This window comes from Pedobacter folensis, from assembly GCF_056490665.1.
In genome coordinates, this window is sequence record NZ_JBWJIF010000003.1 from 634713 (window position 1) to 654009 (window position 19297).

Below are 19297 nucleotides of genomic sequence, written 5' to 3' on the forward strand. Positions count from 1 at the left end.
TTAGTCCATTGGCAAAGACAGTCGAACAAAGAGTAAATTTTGCAACTAGTAAGCACATTATAGACTATCCGGATTTTCTGGATGTGCAATTGCAATCATTCAGAGAATTTTTCCAGATAGATACCACATCAGACGATCGCTCTAGCGAAGGTTTGTTTAAAGTGTTTGCTGAAAACTTTCCAATAACAGATTCAAGAAATATCTTCGTATTAGAGTTTCTTGATTATTTTGTTGATCCGCCACGTTACGATATACACGAGTGTATTGAGCGTGGATTAACCTACAATGTTCCATTAAAGGCAAAGCTAAAGCTTTCTTGTAATGATGTAGAACATGAAGATTTTGAAACCATTATCCAGGATGTGTACTTAGGTACGATCCCGTATATGACACCAAAAGGTACATTTGTTATCAACGGTGCAGAACGTGTTATCGTTTCGCAATTACACCGTTCTCCAGGAGTGTTCTTCGGTCAAAGCCGTCACACTAACGGAACCAAATTGTATTCTGCCCGTGTAATTCCTTTCAAAGGTTCATGGATCGAGTTTGCTACAGACGTTAATAACGTGATGTATGCTTACATCGATCGTAAGAAAAAATTCCCGGTTACCACTTTATTACGTGCTATCGGTTACGATTCTGATAAAGATATCTTGGAACTTTTCGATCTTGCTGACGAAGTAAAAGTTAGTAAATCAGGTTTAAAGAAATACATCGGTCGTAAACTGGCTGCAAGGGTATTGAAAAAATGGGTTGAAGATTTTGTTGATGAAGATACTGGTGAGGTAGTTTCAATCGACCGTAATGAAGTGATTCTTGAAAGAGAAACCGTTTTAGAAGACGAACACATTGATATGGTTATCGAAGCTGGCGTAAAAAGCATCATCTTATCAAAAGAAGATGGCGCAAGTCAGGCTGATTATACCATTATATATAATACATTACAGAAAGATACATCAAACTCAGAAAAAGAAGCTGTAGAAAACATCTATCGTGCTTTGCGTAACGCAGAACCACCTGATGAGGAAACAGCACGTGGTATCATTGATCGTTTATTCTTCTCAGATAAACGTTACGATTTAGGAGATGTTGGTCGTTACCGCATCAACCGTAAATTAAAAATGAATACCCCTGATGAGGTTAAAGTATTAACAAAAGCAGATATTATTGCAATTGTAAAATACCTGATCAAATTGATCAACTCAAAAGAAGAGGTAGATGATATCGATCACCTGTCTAACCGTCGTGTACGTACGGTAGGTGAGCAATTATACGCACAATTTGGTGTTGGTTTAGCCCGTATGGCCAGAACAATCCGTGAGCGTATGAACATTCGCGATAACGAGGTGTTTACACCAACTGATTTGATTAACGCCCGTACGTTATCATCAGTGATCAACTCTTTCTTTGGTACTAACCAGTTATCTCAGTTCATGGATCAAACCAATCCATTAGCAGAGATCACGCACAAACGCCGTTTATCGGCCCTAGGTCCAGGTGGTTTATCACGTGAGCGTGCCGGTTTCGAGGTACGTGACGTTCACTACACGCACTATGGTCGTTTATGTACGATTGAAACGCCAGAGGGACCAAACATTGGTTTAATTTCATCACTTTGTGTGCATGCAAAAATCAATAATTTAGGTTTCATTGAAACACCTTACAAACGTGTTGAAGATGGTAAAGTAGTTGTAGATTCAGACGTTATTTATTTATCTGCAGAAGATGAAGATGGTAAAACCATCGCTCAGGCTAATGCAGAGTATGATGATAAAGGTAACTTTACCACACCACGTGTTAAAGCGCGTTACGAGGGTGACTTCCCGATTATTGAGCCTGAGAAATTAGACTTAATGGACGTTGCACCTAACCAGATTACTTCAATCGCTGCTTCGTTAATTCCGTTCTTAGAACATGATGATGCGAACAGGGCTTTGATGGGATCGAACATGCAACGTCAGGCCGTACCATTGTTACGTCCTGAAGCACCAATTGTAGGTACAGGTTTAGAAGGTCGCGTTGCACGTGACTCAAGAACTTTGATCAATGCAGAAGGTGACGGTGTTGTAGAGTATGTTGATGCTAACGAAATCACCATTAAATATGAGCGTAACGAAGATGATCGTTTAGTTTCATTTGAAGGTGACAGCAAAACTTACCGTTTAATTAAATTCAAAAAAACCAACCAGAATACTTGTATCAACTTGAAACCAATCGTTAAGAAAGGTCAGAAAGTAACTAAAGGACAAGTACTTTGCGAAGGTTATGCAACTGAAAATGGTGAATTAGCATTAGGTAGAAACTTGAAAGTGGCATTCATGCCTTGGCAAGGTTTCAACTTTGAGGATGCGATTGTAATTAACGAGCGTATTGTTCGTGATGACGTTTTCACTTCATTGCATATTGAAGAGTTTGAATTAGAAGTACGTGATACTAAACGTGGAGAAGAGGAATTAACACCAGATATCCCGAACGTTTCTGAAGAGGCTACTAAAGACCTTGATGAAAATGGTATTATCCGTATTGGTGCTGACGTAAAAGAAGGTGATATTTTAATTGGTAAGATTACGCCGAAAGGTGAGTCTGATCCTTCACCGGAAGAGAAATTACTACGTGCAATTTTTGGTGATAAAGCAGGTGATGTTAAAGATGCGTCTTTAAAAACTCCTCCTTCAATCCAGGGTGTAGTAATTGATACTAAATTATTCAGCCGTGCTAAGAAAACGACAAAAGCTGAGGAAAAATCGGCAATTGAGAAATTAGACAAAGGATATAACAATATCACTGAGAAATTAAAAGCAGAATTAGTTGATAAATTATTCACCATCGTAAACGGTAAAACATCTCAGGGTGTATTTAACATTTACAAAGAATTATTGGTTGCTAAAGGCGCTAAATTTACTCAGAAAATTTTAGCTGAGCTTGATTATAATCACATTAGCCCTAACAAATGGACTACTGATGATGATAAAAACGAGATGATTAAAATGTTGCTTCACAACTACGGTATCCGTGTTAACGAAGAACTTGGTGCTTACAAACGTGATAAATTCGCGATCAGTGTAGGTGATGAGCTTCCTTCAGGAATCGTACAGATGGCAAAAGTTTATGTAGCTAAAAAACGTAAATTAAAAGTAGGTGATAAAATGGCGGGTCGCCACGGTAACAAAGGTATTGTTGCACGTATTGTACGTGATGAAGATATGCCTTTCTTAGCTGATGGTAGTCCGGTTGATATCGTGTTGAACCCACTGGGTGTACCTTCACGTATGAACCTTGGTCAGATCTACGAAACCGTATTGGCATGGGCTGGTAAAGAATTGGGTGTTAAATTTGCAACCCCGATTTTTGATGGCGCTACGCATGATGAGGTGGAAGAATGGATCGCTAAAGCAGGAGTTCCTGCTTCAGGAAAAACCTACTTATACAATGGTTTAACAGGTGAGCGTTTCGATCAGACTACAACTGTAGGTATTATCTACATGTTGAAATTAGGTCACATGGTTGATGATAAGATGCACGCCCGTTCAATCGGACCATACTCATTAATTACACAACAACCATTGGGTGGTAAAGCCCAGTTCGGTGGTCAGCGTTTTGGTGAGATGGAGGTTTGGGCATTAGAGGCATTCGGTGCAGCTAATATTCTTCAGGAGATCTTAACCGTTAAATCGGATGATGTAATCGGAAGAGCCAAAACTTACGAAGCCATTGTTAAAGGTGAAAACCTACCAACGCCAGGTGTGCCAGAATCGTTTAACGTATTGGTACATGAGTTACGCGGATTAGGTTTAGATATTACATTAGATTAAATAAGGTAGAAGGTTTAAGGTATAAGGTGAAAGGTTTTAAACCCTACGCCCTAAACCTTAAACCCTACGCCTTTAACCTTACATAAGTATGTCTTACAAAAAGGATAATAAATTAAAAAGCAATTTCACATCAATCACGATTAGCTTATCGTCTCCAGAAATTATTTTGGAACGTTCAAGCGGTGAGGTGTTGAAACCAGAAACCATTAACTACCGTACTTACAAACCTGAGCGTGATGGTTTGTTCTGTGAGCGTATTTTTGGTCCGGTAAAAGATTACGAATGTCATTGCGGTAAATACAAACGTATCCGTTATAAAGGTATTGTTTGCGATCGTTGTGGTGTTGAAGTAACGGAGAAAAAAGTACGTCGTGAGCGTATGGGCCACATTGCTTTAGTGGTTCCTGTTGCACACATCTGGTACTTCCGCTCTTTACCAAACAAAATCGGTTATTTATTAGGTTTACCTACTAAAAAATTAGATTTAATTATCTATTACGAGCGTTACGTAGTTATTCAATCAGGCTTAATGGCTGAAGAAGGTATCAACTATATGGACTTCTTAACGGAAGAAGAATATTTAGATATCTTAGATAAATTACCTAAAGAAAACCAATACCTGGATGATAAGGATCCTAATAAATTCATCGCCAAAATGGGTGCTGAAGCATTAGAAGATTTATTAAAACGTATTGATTTAGATACTTTATCTTATGATTTACGTCACCAGGCAGCTAACGAAACTTCTCAACAACGTAAAAATGAGGCTTTAAAACGTCTTCAGGTTGTTGAAGCTTTCCGTGGAGCTAATACACGTATCGAGAATCGCCCTGAGTGGATGATTGTTAAAATCGTTCCGGTTATTCCACCAGAATTACGTCCTTTAGTACCATTAGAAGGTGGCCGTTTCGCTACTTCCGATTTAAATGATTTATACCGTCGTGTAATTATCCGTAACAACCGTTTAAAACGTTTGATCGAGATTAAAGCACCAGAGGTAATTTTACGTAACGAGAAACGTATGTTGCAGGAAGCTGTAGATTCGTTATTCGATAACTCACGTAAAGTTAACGCGGTAAAAACTGAAGGTAACCGTGCTTTGAAATCACTTTCAGATATCTTGAAAGGTAAACAAGGTCGTTTCCGTCAGAACTTATTAGGTAAACGTGTGGATTATTCAGCTCGTTCGGTAATTGTTGTAGGGCCTAGCCTTAAATTACACGAGTGCGGTATTCCGAAAGATATGGCTGCTGAACTTTACAAACCGTTCATTATTCGTAAGATGATTGAGCGTGGTGTTGTAAAAACAGTTAAATCTGCGAAGAAAATCGTTGATAGAAAAGATCCGTTAGTTTGGGATATCTTAGAAAATGTATTAAAAGGTCACCCGGTATTATTAAACCGTGCACCTACGCTACACAGACTAGGTATTCAGGCTTTCCAGCCAAAATTAATTGAAGGAAAAGCAATCCAGTTACACCCGTTAGTTTGTACTGCATTCAACGCCGATTTTGATGGTGACCAGATGGCTGTGCACTTACCGTTAGGTAATGCCGCAATTTTGGAAGCCCAGGTTTTGATGCTTGCAGCACATAACATCTTAAACCCTGCAAACGGTACACCAATTACAGTACCTTCTCAGGATATGGTTTTGGGTCTTTATTATATTACTAAAGGCCGTAGAACAGATGAAACCAGAGTGGTAAAAGGACAGGATTCTGCTTTCTATTCTCCGGAAGAAGTTATTATTGCTTATAACGAAAAAGAATTAGACTTGCACGCATTTATCAAAGTAAGGGTAAATGTTAAACAAGCTGATGGTTCTATCGTTAATAAATTAACTGAAACTACTGTAGGTAGAGTATTGTTCAACCAAATGGTTCCTGAAGAAGTTGGTTATATCAATGAATTATTAACCAAAAAATCTTTAAGAGATATTATTGGTGAAGTAGTGAAAATGACTGGTATGGCCCGTGCTTCTCAATTCTTGGATGATATCAAAGAATTAGGTTTCAAAATGGCATTCCAGGGAGGTTTATCGTTCAACTTACAAGACGTAAACATTCCGGTTGAAAAACATACTTTATTAGAACAGGCAGCAGCTGAGGTTGAAGAAGTAAGAAACAACTATAACATGGGTTTCATTACCAACAACGAGCGTTACAACCAGATTATCGATATCTGGACCCGTATCAACAACAGGTTAACTACATTCGTTATGACCCAGTTATCGTCAGATAACCAAGGTTTTAACTCCGTTTACATGATGCTTGATTCAGGTGCACGTGGATCTAAAGAGCAGATTCGTCAGCTTTGCGGAATGCGTGGTTTGATGGCGAAACCTCAAAAATCAGGTTCAGGTGGCGATATCATCGAAAACCCGATCTTATCAAACTTTAAAGAAGGTTTATCGGTATTAGAGTACTTTATCTCTACTCACGGTGCACGTAAAGGTTTGGCGGATACGGCGTTAAAAACGGCGGATGCGGGTTACTTAACCCGTCGTTTACATGATGTAGCGCAGGATATGATTGTTAACGATAACGATTGTGGTACTTTAAGGGGTATGTATACAACCGCTTTAAAAGATCAGGAAGATATCGTTGAGCCATTATACGACAGGATTTTAGGCCGTACTTCATTACATGATGTGTACAATCCTTTGGATAATACATTATTAGTAGGTGCGGGCGAAGATATTAACGAAGATGTTGCTAAATTGATCGAAGAATCTCCGTTAGAAGGTATCGAGATCCGTTCAGTATTAACCTGCGAATCTAAACGTGGTGTTTGTGCATTATGTTATGGCCGTAACTTGGCATCTGGTAAACGCGTTCAAAGAGGTGAGGCAGTTGGTGTAATTGCAGCACAGTCAATCGGTGAGCCGGGTACACAGTTAACACTTCGTACTTTCCACGTGGGTGGTACTGCATCAAACATTGCTGCAGAATCTAACATCGTAGCTAAGTTTGATGGTGTAATCGAATTCGAAAATATCCGTACTGTTGATACACAAACAGAAGAAGGAACAGTTCAGGTGGTATTAGGTCGTTCAGGTGAGTTCAAAATTGTTGAGCCAGGAACCGGACGTATCATTGTAACCAACAACATTCCTTACGGTGCATTCTTATTCGTAAAAGAAGGTGATAAACTTTCTAAAGGTGATAAAATCTGTTCGTGGGATCCGTACAACGCGGTTATTCTATCAGAATTTGCCGGTAAAGCACAATTTGATGCCATTATTGAAGGTGTAACCTTCCGTGAAGAATCAGATGAGCAAACTGGTCACCGTGAAAAAGTAATTATCGATACACGTGATAAAACTAAAAACCCTTCAGTTCAGATCGTTGATAAAAAAGGCGAAATGATCAAAGGTTATAACATTCCGGTAGGTGCCCACGTTTCAGTTGATGAAGGTGAAGCTATCCAAACTGGTCAGATTATCGCTAAGATTCCTCGTGCAACTGGTAAAACCCGGGATATTACAGGTGGTTTACCTCGTGTAACGGAATTATTTGAAGCACGTAACCCATCTAACCCAGCTGTAGTAACTGAGATTGATGGTGTGGTAACTTTAGGTGGCGTTAAACGTGGTAACCGTGAGATCACAATTGAATCGAAAGATGGTGAAGTTAAAAAATACCTGGTTCCATTGTCGAAACACATTCTTGTACAGGATAACGACTTTGTGAAAGCCGGTATGCCTTTATCAGATGGTTCAATTTCTCCTGCCGATATCTTATCAATTAAAGGCCCTGCAGCGGTTCAAGAATACTTAGTAAATGGTATTCAAGAGGTTTACCGTTTACAAGGTGTGAAAATTAACGATAAGCACTTCGAGGTAATTGTTCACCAGATGATGCAGAAAGTTCACATTGAAGATCCAGGTGATACTATTTTCTTAGAAAACAATGCTGTTGACCGTTGGGATTTCGCCGATGAGAACGATGCAATGTACGACAAGAAAGTTGTTGAAGACGCAGGTGATTCTACAGATTTCAAACCAGGTCAGATTGTTTCATTACGTAGATTAAGAGACGAAAATTCTCAATTGAAACGTAAAGATTTAAAACAGATTACGGTTAGAGATGCAAGACCAGCAACGGCAAGTTCTATCTTACAAGGTATTACACGTGCATCATTAGGAACTAAATCGTTCATTTCTGCGGCTTCGTTCCAGGAAACTACGAAAGTATTAAATGAGGCAGCAATTGCAGGTAAACGCGATAATATGTTAGGCTTGAAAGAAAACGTGATCGTTGGTCACTTAATCCCTTCAGGTACTGGTGTACGTGGTTACGAAAGAATCATCGTTGGTTCTCAGGAAGAATACGATAAATTATTAGCTTCGAAACAAGAAGAAGTAGAAGCTTAGATTTTAATCTAACAATAATTTTAAGCCTACCGATGTAAAAATCGGTAGGCTTTTTTGTTACCCGATTATTTTTCATCGCAGCGAAAAAAAAATATTTATGTAGTTTTAAACACAATAGCCTAATCCAATAATTTTTGCCATATGAAGAATTTTTTTCTCTTTCTTTTCTTATGTTTTCAAGCCACGGTTTTTGCTCAAAATAAACGCCCTAATATCATCTTTATACTTTCCGATGATCATGCTTATCAGGCAATAAGTGCCTATGGTAATAAATTGATTCATACACCGAATATTGACAAACTGGCAAAGTCTGGCACCTTATTTAACAATGCAATTGTATCAAATGCCATTTGCGGACCAAGCAGGGCAGCCTTTATAACCGGGCAATACAGCCATAAAAATGGCTATAAGGTTAACGACGGTGTATTAGATACCAACCAACGTTTTTTACCACAAATATTGAGCGAAAATGGCTATCAAACGGCCTGGATTGGGAAATGGCACTTGGGGAGCCTTCCACAAGGTTTTGATTATTGGAATGTAATGCCAGTACAGGGACATTATTTTAATCCGGATTTTATAAACCAAAAAAATGATACTTTATTGTACCATGGTTACGTAACGGAGGTGATAACGGAGTTGACAAAAAATTATTTAAACAAAAGAAATCCGGATAAACCTTTTTTCCTGGTTGTAGGTGAGAAAGCAACGCACAGAGAATGGTTGCCCGATTTACAGGATCTTGGCGCATACGACTCGATAAAATTTCCTTTACCTGCTACGTTTTACGATGATTACAAAGGAAGAACGGCGGCATCTAAGCAATTAATGAGTATTGGGGAGGCCATGACAATTAAAACCGATTTAAAAATCAATCAACCTTTTGGTGAAAAAGTTAGTGTAGGTAAAGCCACAAAGCCGGCGGTAAAAGGAAAAGAGATTGAAGAATCAATGATGCGCTATTATCAGCAGGGAGAGTATTCTCGCATGGATAGCCTGCAGAGTAAAGCATATCGTGCGTATTATGGTCAGCTTTCGAAAGCATTTCAGCAACTTAATTTAACAGGAAATGCGTTAAAAGAATGGAAGTTTCAACGATATATGAAAGACTATTATGCTACAGCAAAATCACTGGATAGAAATATTGGAGAAATACTGGAGTACCTGGATCGTAATGGATTAAGTGAAAATACGATTGTTATTTATGCCTCAGATCAGGGCTTTTACCTGGGTGAGCATGGTTGGTTTGATAAACGTTTTATCTATGAAGAATCCCTTCGTACCCCATTCATCATCCGTGTGCCAGGCCTTTCGGCAATGAAAGATAAAAAATTAGATCAAATCATCTCAAATGTTGATTGGGCGCCGACAATTCTTGATTTTGCAGGCATCTCCAAACCAGGCTTCATGCAGGGTAGGTCTTTTTTGCCCGTACTAGAAAATCCAAAAATAAAGAACTGGAAAAAAGAAGGCGCATATTATCATTATTACGAATATCCAGGACCACATTATGTTTCCCCGCATTTTGGCATTCGAACCGATGGTTATGTTTTGGCCCGTTTTTATAAAGGCACAGAGGCCTGGGAAATGTATGATTTGAAAAAAGATCCCAAAGAATTAAAAAATATAATTGAGGATAAAAACTATTTGGTCATTAAAAATGAGCTTAAAAAGAAACTTAAGGCGCTAATTATCGCCTACTATGATAAAGAAGCCCTGAAAGTTTTTAATCAGAATTTATAGCTTTTCTTGCCGATGTTCTGCGTATTCGTTTTGTTACAATCTATCAAACGTTTGCGTAGGTGTGGGCTGCCAATCCATTAATTTATTGTGTAAGGTTTAATTAACTTCGGTTTATGAAGCTTGTATCACTTTCATTATTAATGGTTTTACTTTATTCCTGTTCGGTAAATAGAACCTATAACCAGAAAGCAACCTGGAGGGAAGATTTTAACCAGAAAAGTAGTTTCGACCAAAAAAAATGGTCTAAAATACCTCGAGGTGGTGCCGATTGGAACAGGCACATGAGCGATGATGAAAATTGTTATGCGCTTCGGGACGGTAAAATGATACTCCGTGGAATAAAAAATAATGATTTTTCGAAAGATACTTCACGCTACTTAACCGGTGGTATTTATACCAAAGATAAAATGGCTTTTGGTTTTGGTCGTTTAGAGATTAAAGCCAAACTAAATGGTGCCCAGGGTGCCTGGCCTGCTTTTTGGATGCTGGCCGAAAACAGTAAATGGCCTGATGGTGGCGAAATTGATATTATGGAAAGATTAAATTTTGATTCCATTGCTTATCAAACCATTCACACTTATTATACGCTTACCCTTAAAATAAAGGATAAACCAAAATCAGGAGGAACAGCTAAGATTGATCCCAAAAAATTTAATACTTATGCTGTAGAAAAGTATCCAGACAGTTTAGTATTCTTCGTGAATAACAAAAAGGCTTTTACCTATCCAAAAATAGCGACCACTAAAGAAGGACAGTTTCCGTTTAATCAAAGCAAACATTATCTGCTTATCGATATGCAGCTGGGAGGTAGCTGGGTTGGTAAGATAAAAGATGCCGATTTGCCGGTAGAAATGGAAATTGACTGGGTGAAATTTCATCAATTTAAAAACGATGCAAAATGATAAAGAGGCTTCTGTTTTGTATTCTTATTATAGGCATCTATTTTAATCTAAGTGCACAAACCAAAGGAGGCAATTGGACAAGTAACCATTCTCTTGAAGAATTAAACCGTGCACCTGTTGCACTTATACCATTTCCACAGAAAGTACAATGGCTGCCTGGTAAATTGATAGTTAAGCAAATTGTAGTCAAATCAAATGCGGCAACTGCTATTCTACCTGCTTTAAAAAGCTTAATGGTGGATAATGGTCTTACGATTTCAGCCAGTTCTGGCAAAAATAAAACTCAGGTAAATTTAGCAATCGTAAAAATACCAAACCTTAAAAAAGAAGGTTATCAGCTTTCCGTTTCTCAAAAAGGAATTGACATTAGCGCGGCAGACATTAATGGTTTGTATTACGGTATCCAGACTTTGAGGCAGTTAATGCAGAAAGAAAACGGGTTCAGCTCATTACCTTTTTGCGAGATTAGTGATTGGCCAGCTTTCGCTGTTAGGGGATTTATGCACGATAATGGGCGTAATTTTCAAAGTATTGCTATGTTAAAAGAACAACTGGATATACTTTCTCATTATAAATACAATACCTTTCAGTGGCATTTAACCGATAATCCGGCCTGGCGTATGGAAAGTAAAATTTTCCCTCAGCTTAATGAAGCCAGATTTAGGCAGACTAACCGCGATCCGGATAGTAGTTATAGCTTTGATGATATTAGAGAATTGATCCGCTTTGCCAAAGAAAGGGCTATCACCATTATCCCCGAATTAGATATGCCTGGACATAGTGCTTACTTCGAGCGTGTATTTGGCTTTAAGATGGAAAGTGAGCAGGGGATGCAGACTTTAGAAAAGTTAATTGACGAATTTTGCAAAGAAATCCCATCCGGCGATTGCCCGATTATACATATTGGCTCTGATGAGGTTCATATTCCCAATCCTGTGGCATTTATCGATAGGATGAGCAAAAGGGTTTTGGCTAACGGACGCAAGGTAATGGTGTGGAATCCGGGCTTGCCACCAGCAGCAGGAAGCATACAGCAGCTTTGGCGGGAAGAAGCAACAGGCGAAGTAGCCAACAATAACACTAATCCCATTATCGATTCGTATGGTGGTTATTTAAATTTATTTGATGCTGTTACTTTAATTCAGCGTTACTTTTTCCAACAGGTTTGCAACAAAGCTCAGGGAGATCAATATGCTTTAGGCGGTATTTTATGTTGCTGGCCAGATACCAGGGTAGCAGATAAGCAGAAAATTTTTCTGCACAATCCGGTTTGGCCGGGTGCATTGGCATACAGTGAAGCCGTTTGGTGTGGGCGAGCTGAAGCTAAGCCCGAATACCTTAATGTTTTACCTTTAAAAAATACCCTGGCCAATCAATACTTCGGAGAATTTGAAAAACGGTTAACAGCTCATCAGGGCCGTTTTTTTAGTCAGCTGGCATTTCCATACTTTAATACTTCCCAAACAGAATGGCTGTTAAGCAAGGTTTATCCGAAAAACAAGGCTGGGGAAGCAAAACAAGTGTTTCAAAAAGTTGCTGGTAGTGTGATCAGAATTAATCAATCATTAATGCCCGATCAGCCGATTGATAGTTTAAAACAAGTTGATTTTACTTCATACATTTTTTGTAAAGCAGACCAAACGATCAATGCTTTAATTGGTTTTGAAACCCCTGCACGTTCTAACCGGCATAGCGCAGGCATACCACAAAATGGAAAATGGGATGCCAATGGTGGCGAAATTTACATCGACAATACGGAACTAAAAGGGCCGGTTTGGCAAAATCCGGGTGCAAACCAAAACCTTAAACCAACTTGGTTTACACCAGCCAATGAAATTCCATATACTGATGAAGAATTTTTCTGGTCGCGTAAACCTGCAGCCATCAAGCTTAAAAAAGGGTGGAATAAACTGTTGATAAAAGTGCCCAAACCCATAACCGGGCAGAACTGGATGTTCGCCTTTATTCCTGTTAAACAGAAAGATGGGAAATGGATTAGTGATCCGGCTGTCGCGCTAAAAGCGGAGCGAAAATGATAATATAGATTCAAACACTGTTAACATAAGTTATACTTCAATCTTAACCAAATGCTAATTTTATTACAAAATAATTTAATGAAAAAATTAATTGTTACCTCAACCTTAGTGGCGTTATTCATGGCCAATGCTTTAGCTCAAAGCGATAAATTAAAACCACAGCATACCATAGCCATTACGCCGGGAGAAAGTAAAGCCAGCATTATTGCAAAGGCAAGTCATGTGGTGCCAACCGCTAATCAATTAAGCGCATTAAAAAACGAGTTTATTGCATTTATTCATTTTGGGCCAAACTCTTTTACCAGAATGGAGTGGGGAAATGGCAAAGAAGACCCTAAAGTTTTTGATTTAAAAGAACTGCATACCGATCAATGGTGCCAGGCGATGAAATCGGCAGGGATGAAAATGGTGATCATTACCGTAAAACATCATGATGGTTTTGTACTTTGGCAAAGCCGTTACACCAAACACGGTATCATGTCAACAGGTTTCGAAGACGGGAAAGGAGATATTCTAAAAAATCTTTCTGCATCTTGCAAAAAATACGGACTTAAACTAGGTATTTATTTATCTCCGGCAGATTTATATCAAATCGAAAATCCTGAAGGATTGTATGGCAATTTGAGTAAAATAACTACGCGAACCATTCCACGCGAAACAGCAGGACGCCCGTTCGCTAACCCAACTAAATTTAAATTCGAGGTTGACGATTACAACGAATATTTTCTAAACCAATTATTTGAAGTTTTAACCGAATACGGACCAATTGATGAAGTGTGGTTTGATGGTGCACATCCTAAAACTAAAGGCGGACAGAAATATAACTATCCGGCCTGGAAAACACTGATCCATACTTTAGCACCAAAAGCGGTGATTTTTGGTAGAGAAGACATCCGTTGGTGTGGCAATGAAGCTGGTGGAACCCGCGAAACCGAATGGAACGTAATTCCTTATAGTGAAAACCCGGATACGGCGACACATTTTCCTGATATGACAGATAAGGATTTAGGTAGCAATAACGAACTTTATAAAGCTAAATACCTGCACTATCAACAAGCCGAAACCAATACATCCATAAGAGAAGGCTGGTTTTACCGTGACGATGAGAAACAAAAAGTACGTAGTTCGGATGATGTTTTTGATATTTACGAACGCTCTGCAGGTGGAAATTCGACCTTTTTGCTCAATATCCCCCCAAATAGAAGTGGTAAATTCTCAGATGAAGATGTAAGTGTGCTGAACGAGGTTGGTAAGCGCATCACCGAAACCTATGGCAAAAATTTATTTGCCGGTGCAAAAGGTGCAAAACAAGTACTGGATAACGATATGAACACTTATGTTTTACTTAACAATAAGCAAAACAGCATTGAAATAACAACCGTTAAGCCGGTTACCATCAATAGAATTGCAATACAAGAGGATATTGCAAACCATAGCGAGCGTGTAATCGAACACCAGCTGGAGGCCTGGATCGGGAATAAGTGGCAAAAAATTGCTGCGGCAACAAATATTGGTTATAAACGTATTTTACGTTTCCCTGAAATCACTTCTTCCAGGTTTAGGTTAACTGTTCTGTCATCAAGAGCTGAACCTGCAATAGCGACCATATCGGCACATTATTACCGTACACGTCCGCCACAATTGCAGTTTAGCAGAGATATAAATGGTTTAACCACCATTTCACCGAAAACCCACGTATTTGGGTGGAAGCCGCACGGAGAAAATGCTACCGCTAACCTTAACAAAGGCATCGAAATTTACTACACCACAAACGGAACTGTGCCTAATGCCAGTGCTAAAAAATATACTGGTCCGATTCAAATTGCAAAAGGCGAAGTAAAAGCAATAGCCATAACCAATAAAGAAAAAGGGCCTGTAGCCACTGAAACATTTGGTATAGTGAAAAAAGATTGGAAATTGTTAAGTAGTGATAGCGAAGGTGCTAAGCACGCTGCTGCAATGGCATTTGATGGTAAAAAACAAACCTCTTGGTTAGCGAACGAAAGCAATGATCAGCACCAAATAGCAATAGATTTAGGTAATGTCCGTGAATTAACGGGATTTATTTATACGCCACCAACTGATTATGCTGATGGAATGCTAGAGAAGGGCGTTTTACAAATCAGTAACGATGGTAAAACCTGGCAAGATGCCGAGAGCTTCGGGTTTGGTAATTTAATTAATGATCCAACCCCGCGCACGCATTATTTCAAAAAAGCAATTTCAGCAAAATACATACAGGTAAAAGCAACAGCGATTGCAGGCAATAAAAAAACATTGGCTATAGCAGAATTAGATTTTTTAGAAAAATAATATTTTATAGCGCCAGTGAATTAATTTTATTTCAAACATTATGTTTTAAATTCCGCTATTAAGCAGCGGAATTTTTTATTTTTGAGCTATTATGGAAGAACAACAAAACGAGAATCAATTAAACATAGAGTTATCAGAAGAAATCGCTGAAGGAATTTTTTCAAACTTAGCCATCATTACACACTCTAATACCGAGTTCGTATTGGATTTTATCCGCGTAATGCCGGGGATTCCAAAGGCTAAAGTGAAATCAAGGATTATCTTAACTCCGGAACATGCAAAACGTTTATTATCGGCATTGGAAGATAACATTCAGAAATTCGAAGCCGTAAACGGACGTATTAAAACTCAGGAAGAACCACCTTTTCCGATGGGCTTCGGCGGGCCAACCGCTCAAGCGTAAGCGTACTCAAAATCTTACAAACAAATGTTTGTTTGCTATGTTAGCATAGTATATATTTGTTATTTAACCATATATAGATGAGAAAAATTTTATTGAGCGCATTACTTTCTGCCCCACTTTGGGTTTTGGGGCAGGGTTTCCAGGTTAATTTACAAGGACAGAAACAAATTGGTATGGCAGGTGCAGGTTCTGCATTGGCTTTAGATGAGGCTTCCGTATTTTACAATCCAGGTGCAGTAACTTTCTTAGAGAAAAACTCCGTTTCAGCAGGTGTAAACCCATTATTATTTAAGTCGGCATTTAAACAAGCAGGTTCGAACGTTACAGAAGATGTGAAGAACAAAATTGCGCCGCCTTTCGAATTTTATGCAGTTTGGGGTCCGAAATCGAATAAATGGAAAGTAGGCTTAGGTGTGTATACACCTTTCGGCGGTTTGGTAGATTGGGGCGATAATTGGTCTGGTAAGTATGCTTTAACCTCACTAAATTTAAAAGCAATCTATTTTCAACCAACTTTAAGTGTCAAAATTACCGATCGTATTGGGATAGGGGCAGGTTTCGTTTATAACCATGGCGATGTAAATCTTCAAAGGGCTATTCCTGTAAATTTTCCTGACGGTCGTTCGGGAAAAGCAACCTTAGATGGTACCGGAACAGGTTATGGATGGAATGCGGGTTTATACATTAAAACATTAAGCAACATCTCTTTTGCGCTGGTACACAAATCGAAGGTCATTACAAAACTTGATGGTGGCTCAGCAGAATTTGAAGTCCCAAAATCATTAGAAGGATCTTTCCCGGCTGGAAATACATTTAATGCCGAATTGCCTTTACCAGCAACCACCAGTTTAGGGGTAGGTATTCCCTTGTCAAAAAGCACCGTTTTAGCATTTGATGCAAGCTGGGTACAATGGCATATTTATCAGGATTTATCTTTTGATTATGCAACCAATACACCTGCGCTTGTTGATACAAAATCGGCACGCAATTATCGTGATGGTTCTTCGTTTAAATTAGGTATTAACCACCAGGCATCAGAGAAATTAGCATTAAGGGCAGGTGTTGGTTATGCCTTTTCTCCGGTACAGGATGGATACGTAACCCCCGAAGCGCCTGATGCCGACCGTTATATTTTAAGTGCTGGTTTAGGTTATACACCTACCCGCCATTTCGAAGTTAATGCATCGTTCTTTTTTGAAGATGTTAAATCGCGTAAACAAAAGAATATCGAAACGGGCCTGGATGGTACCTTTAAAACTTTGGTTTATGCACCAGGTATTTCGTTAACTTATAAATGGTAGGAGAATTACAAATGAAAAGATACATATTGAATAGTTTCGTTGCTGCTATCATCCTTTTTGCAGCAGCTTGTAAACCAGAAATAGAAACTCCTGCAGGATCAACCGCCGGACAAGCTAATTTTAGCAAATATATTGCAGTAGGTAATTCCTTAACCTCTGGCTTTGCCGATGGAGGTTTATATTTAGAAGGACAGAAAGTGGCCTATCCTAATTTATTGGCGGCCAAAATGGCTACTGTTGGTGGTGGTGCTTTCACTTCGCCGTTTTTTAGTGAAGAACATTTAAACGGCTCAGGTTATATTTCTTTAACCGCATTGGTTAACGGAACACCAACGCTAACGCCGGTAGTTGATAAACTGGCTTATCGGGATGCAGCGAAGCATTTAGACAAATACAACGGTGAAATTCAAAACTTAGGTATACCGGGCATGCGTGTTGATCTGGCTTTCGATCCAACATTTTCTTTCAGTGCTGCAAACCCATATTTCGAACGTTTGTTAACAGATGCTCAGGTAGGTAAAACCAATTATTTTCAGTTTATCCAAGGCCGAAACCATACTTTTTTCTCCCTTTGGTTAGGAAATAATGATGTATTGGGTTATGCCTTAAACGGTGCGGTTACCGTATCGACTGATCCTACAACAGCTTTAACAGATAAGGTTACTTTTTCATCTTTATATGCTAACTTTTTAAATGTTTTAACCGCAGGTGGTCAAAAAGGTATAGTAGGTACTATTCCTGATGTAACGGCAATTCCTTATTTTAATACGGTTACTGTGGCAGCTTTGTTAAATGCCGCTAAGGCAATTAATCCAGCGGCAGCGGCAATTTACATCCAAACCGGAGCAGGCGCGGTAAGACCTGCAACTGCTGAAGATTTAATCCGTTTGCCATTTCAATCAGAAGGCATATTTGGAAAACCAAATGCTGCCGGTATTCCTTATGGTTTACATCCCTTAAATCCAATCGAAAATAAATGGGTACTGGATAAAGATGAGGTAGTTAAAGTAAAAGATTATGTAAATAGCTACAACAGTACGATTAAATCTTTAGCTACAAGCAAAGGTTTGGCTATCGCTGATACCTATACTTATTTTAATCAGGTAAAAACGGGTATTAACGTTCAGGGTGTTGGTATTAATGCTGCATTTATTACAGGTGGTGCATTCTCTTTAGATGGTATTCACTTAACCCCACGTGGAAATGCAGTAATTGCGAATGTATTTATTGATGCCATTAATGCTAAATATGGTTCTACCATTCCAACAGTTGATATTACACAGTATAGAGGTGTAAAGTTCCCGGATAAATAATAAGATTTTTAATGGCATAAGCGGAGGTTGTATCATAAATATAGAATTGTCATCCCGATTCTTCGGGAAACTCATGATGACAGCATCTAAAGTGAAATCGCATTTATGATACAACCTCTTTTTATTTTGCTGTTATTTTATCTTCTATAAAGTTTATAATTTCTGCGCTTTGATTGGGCTCAAACCAATTAATCTCTTCATCTCTTCTAAACCAGGTCAGTTGGCGTTTAGCAAAGCGACGTGTATTTTGTTTGATCGAACTTATTGCATCATCAAGGCGTGATAGCCCATCCAGGTAATCGAAAAGTTCACTATAACCTACGGTGTTTAAGGCATTGTATTTTTTAAAAGGTATTAGCGATTTTACTTCATCTACTAAACCATCCGCAATCATTTTATCAACCCTGCGGTTAATTCGGTCGTATAGAACAGCACGATCGGTATTTAACCCGATTTTGATGATATTAAACGGTCTTTCTTTTTTGGTAGCCGAAAGCATTGACGAAAGTTTTTGACCTGTTGATAAAAATACCTCCAAACCCCTGATCATTCTTTGCGGATTCTGTTGATCTACCTTTGCGAAGTATTCGGGATCTAATTTGGCCAGCTGGTTTTGGATACTGGATAATCCTTCTTCTTCAAATTGTTTATTCAGCCTTTCACGTATTGCTAAATCAATATCAGGCATCTCATCCAAACCATTAATTAAGGCATTTACATATAAACCCGAACCGCCAACCATAATGGCCAGGTTGTGGGCTTTAAAAATTTGATCGATCGTTTTTAAACCTTCTACTTCAAAATCACCTGTGCTGAACAGTTGGGAAACCGAATGAGAATTAATGAAGTGATGTTTTGCTGCAGCTAATTCGGTAATATCTGGTTTTGCCGTTCCGATTTCCATTTCCTTAAAAAACTGACGGGAATCGGCAGAAATAATTTCTGTGCCAAAATGTTGAGCCAGTTGAATAGCCAGGGCTGTTTTGCCAATTGCAGTAGGGCCAACAATGGATATTAAGGTTTTTGGGTGACGCATAGGGCTGTATAAAATAAAAGCTGCCAAATTTAAATATTTGGCAGCTTCTTGTACTTATTATTT

The 19297-nt window shown here is 38.8% G+C and carries 10 protein-coding genes; 9 read left to right on the forward strand and 1 reads right to left on the reverse strand.

The genetic code is table 11. The features are described 5' to 3' along the window. The first annotated feature begins 8 nt into the window (after positions 1–8). The 9 genes from rpoB (at position 9) to AC04QZ_RS17290 (ending at position 18198) form a co-directional block, all read left to right on the forward strand. Positions 9–3812: a DNA-directed RNA polymerase subunit beta gene (rpoB, locus tag AC04QZ_RS17250; RefSeq protein ID WP_057932471.1), complete on the forward strand. Its 3804-nt coding sequence runs from the start codon at positions 9–11 to the stop codon at positions 3810–3812. Between the two features lie 88 nt (positions 3813–3900). Beyond that, the gene (rpoC, locus tag AC04QZ_RS17255; RefSeq protein ID WP_086545154.1) at positions 3901–8187 is read left to right on the forward strand and encodes a DNA-directed RNA polymerase subunit beta'; all 4287 of its coding nucleotides are present in this window, start codon (positions 3901–3903) and stop codon (positions 8185–8187) included. Positions 8188–8328: 141 nt separating this feature from the next. Then, a complete protein-coding gene (locus AC04QZ_RS17260) occupies positions 8329–9930 on the forward strand; it encodes a sulfatase family protein (protein ID WP_478358776.1) in 1602 nt (533 codons plus the stop codon). Between the two features lie 113 nt (positions 9931–10043). Next, positions 10044–10832: a glycoside hydrolase family 16 protein gene (locus tag AC04QZ_RS17265; protein WP_478358777.1), complete on the forward strand. Its 789-nt coding sequence runs from the start codon at positions 10044–10046 to the stop codon at positions 10830–10832. Beyond that, positions 10829–12868 carry a family 20 glycosylhydrolase gene (locus AC04QZ_RS17270; protein WP_478358778.1) on the forward strand — a complete coding sequence of 680 codons (2040 nt, stop codon included), beginning with the start codon at positions 10829–10831 and terminating at the stop codon, positions 12866–12868. Before AC04QZ_RS17265 ends, AC04QZ_RS17270 begins: the two co-directional genes overlap by 4 nt. A gap of 78 nt (positions 12869–12946) precedes the next feature. Continuing rightward, a complete protein-coding gene (locus AC04QZ_RS17275; RefSeq protein ID WP_478358779.1) occupies positions 12947–15181 on the forward strand; it encodes an alpha-L-fucosidase in 2235 nt (744 codons plus the stop codon). Positions 15182–15272: 91 nt separating this feature from the next. Next, positions 15273–15584 carry a DUF3467 domain-containing protein gene (locus AC04QZ_RS17280; protein ID WP_029279713.1) on the forward strand — a complete coding sequence of 104 codons (312 nt, stop codon included), beginning with the start codon at positions 15273–15275 and terminating at the stop codon, positions 15582–15584. 77 nt (positions 15585–15661) lie between these two features. Next, positions 15662–16885 carry an OmpP1/FadL family transporter gene (locus AC04QZ_RS17285; RefSeq protein ID WP_478358780.1) on the forward strand — a complete coding sequence of 408 codons (1224 nt, stop codon included), beginning with the start codon at positions 15662–15664 and terminating at the stop codon, positions 16883–16885. Between the two features lie 11 nt (positions 16886–16896). Beyond that, entirely contained in the window at positions 16897–18198 is a 1302-nt protein-coding gene (locus AC04QZ_RS17290) for a G-D-S-L family lipolytic protein (protein ID WP_478358781.1), read from the forward strand. Positions 18199–18319: 121 nt separating this feature from the next. Here AC04QZ_RS17290 and miaA read toward each other — a convergent pair whose 3' ends face one another. Next, positions 18320–19234, reverse strand: coding sequence for a tRNA (adenosine(37)-N6)-dimethylallyltransferase MiaA (gene miaA / locus AC04QZ_RS17295; protein ID WP_478358782.1), 915 nt, complete (start codon positions 19232–19234; stop codon positions 18320–18322). Positions 19235–19297: the final 63 nt, after the last annotated feature.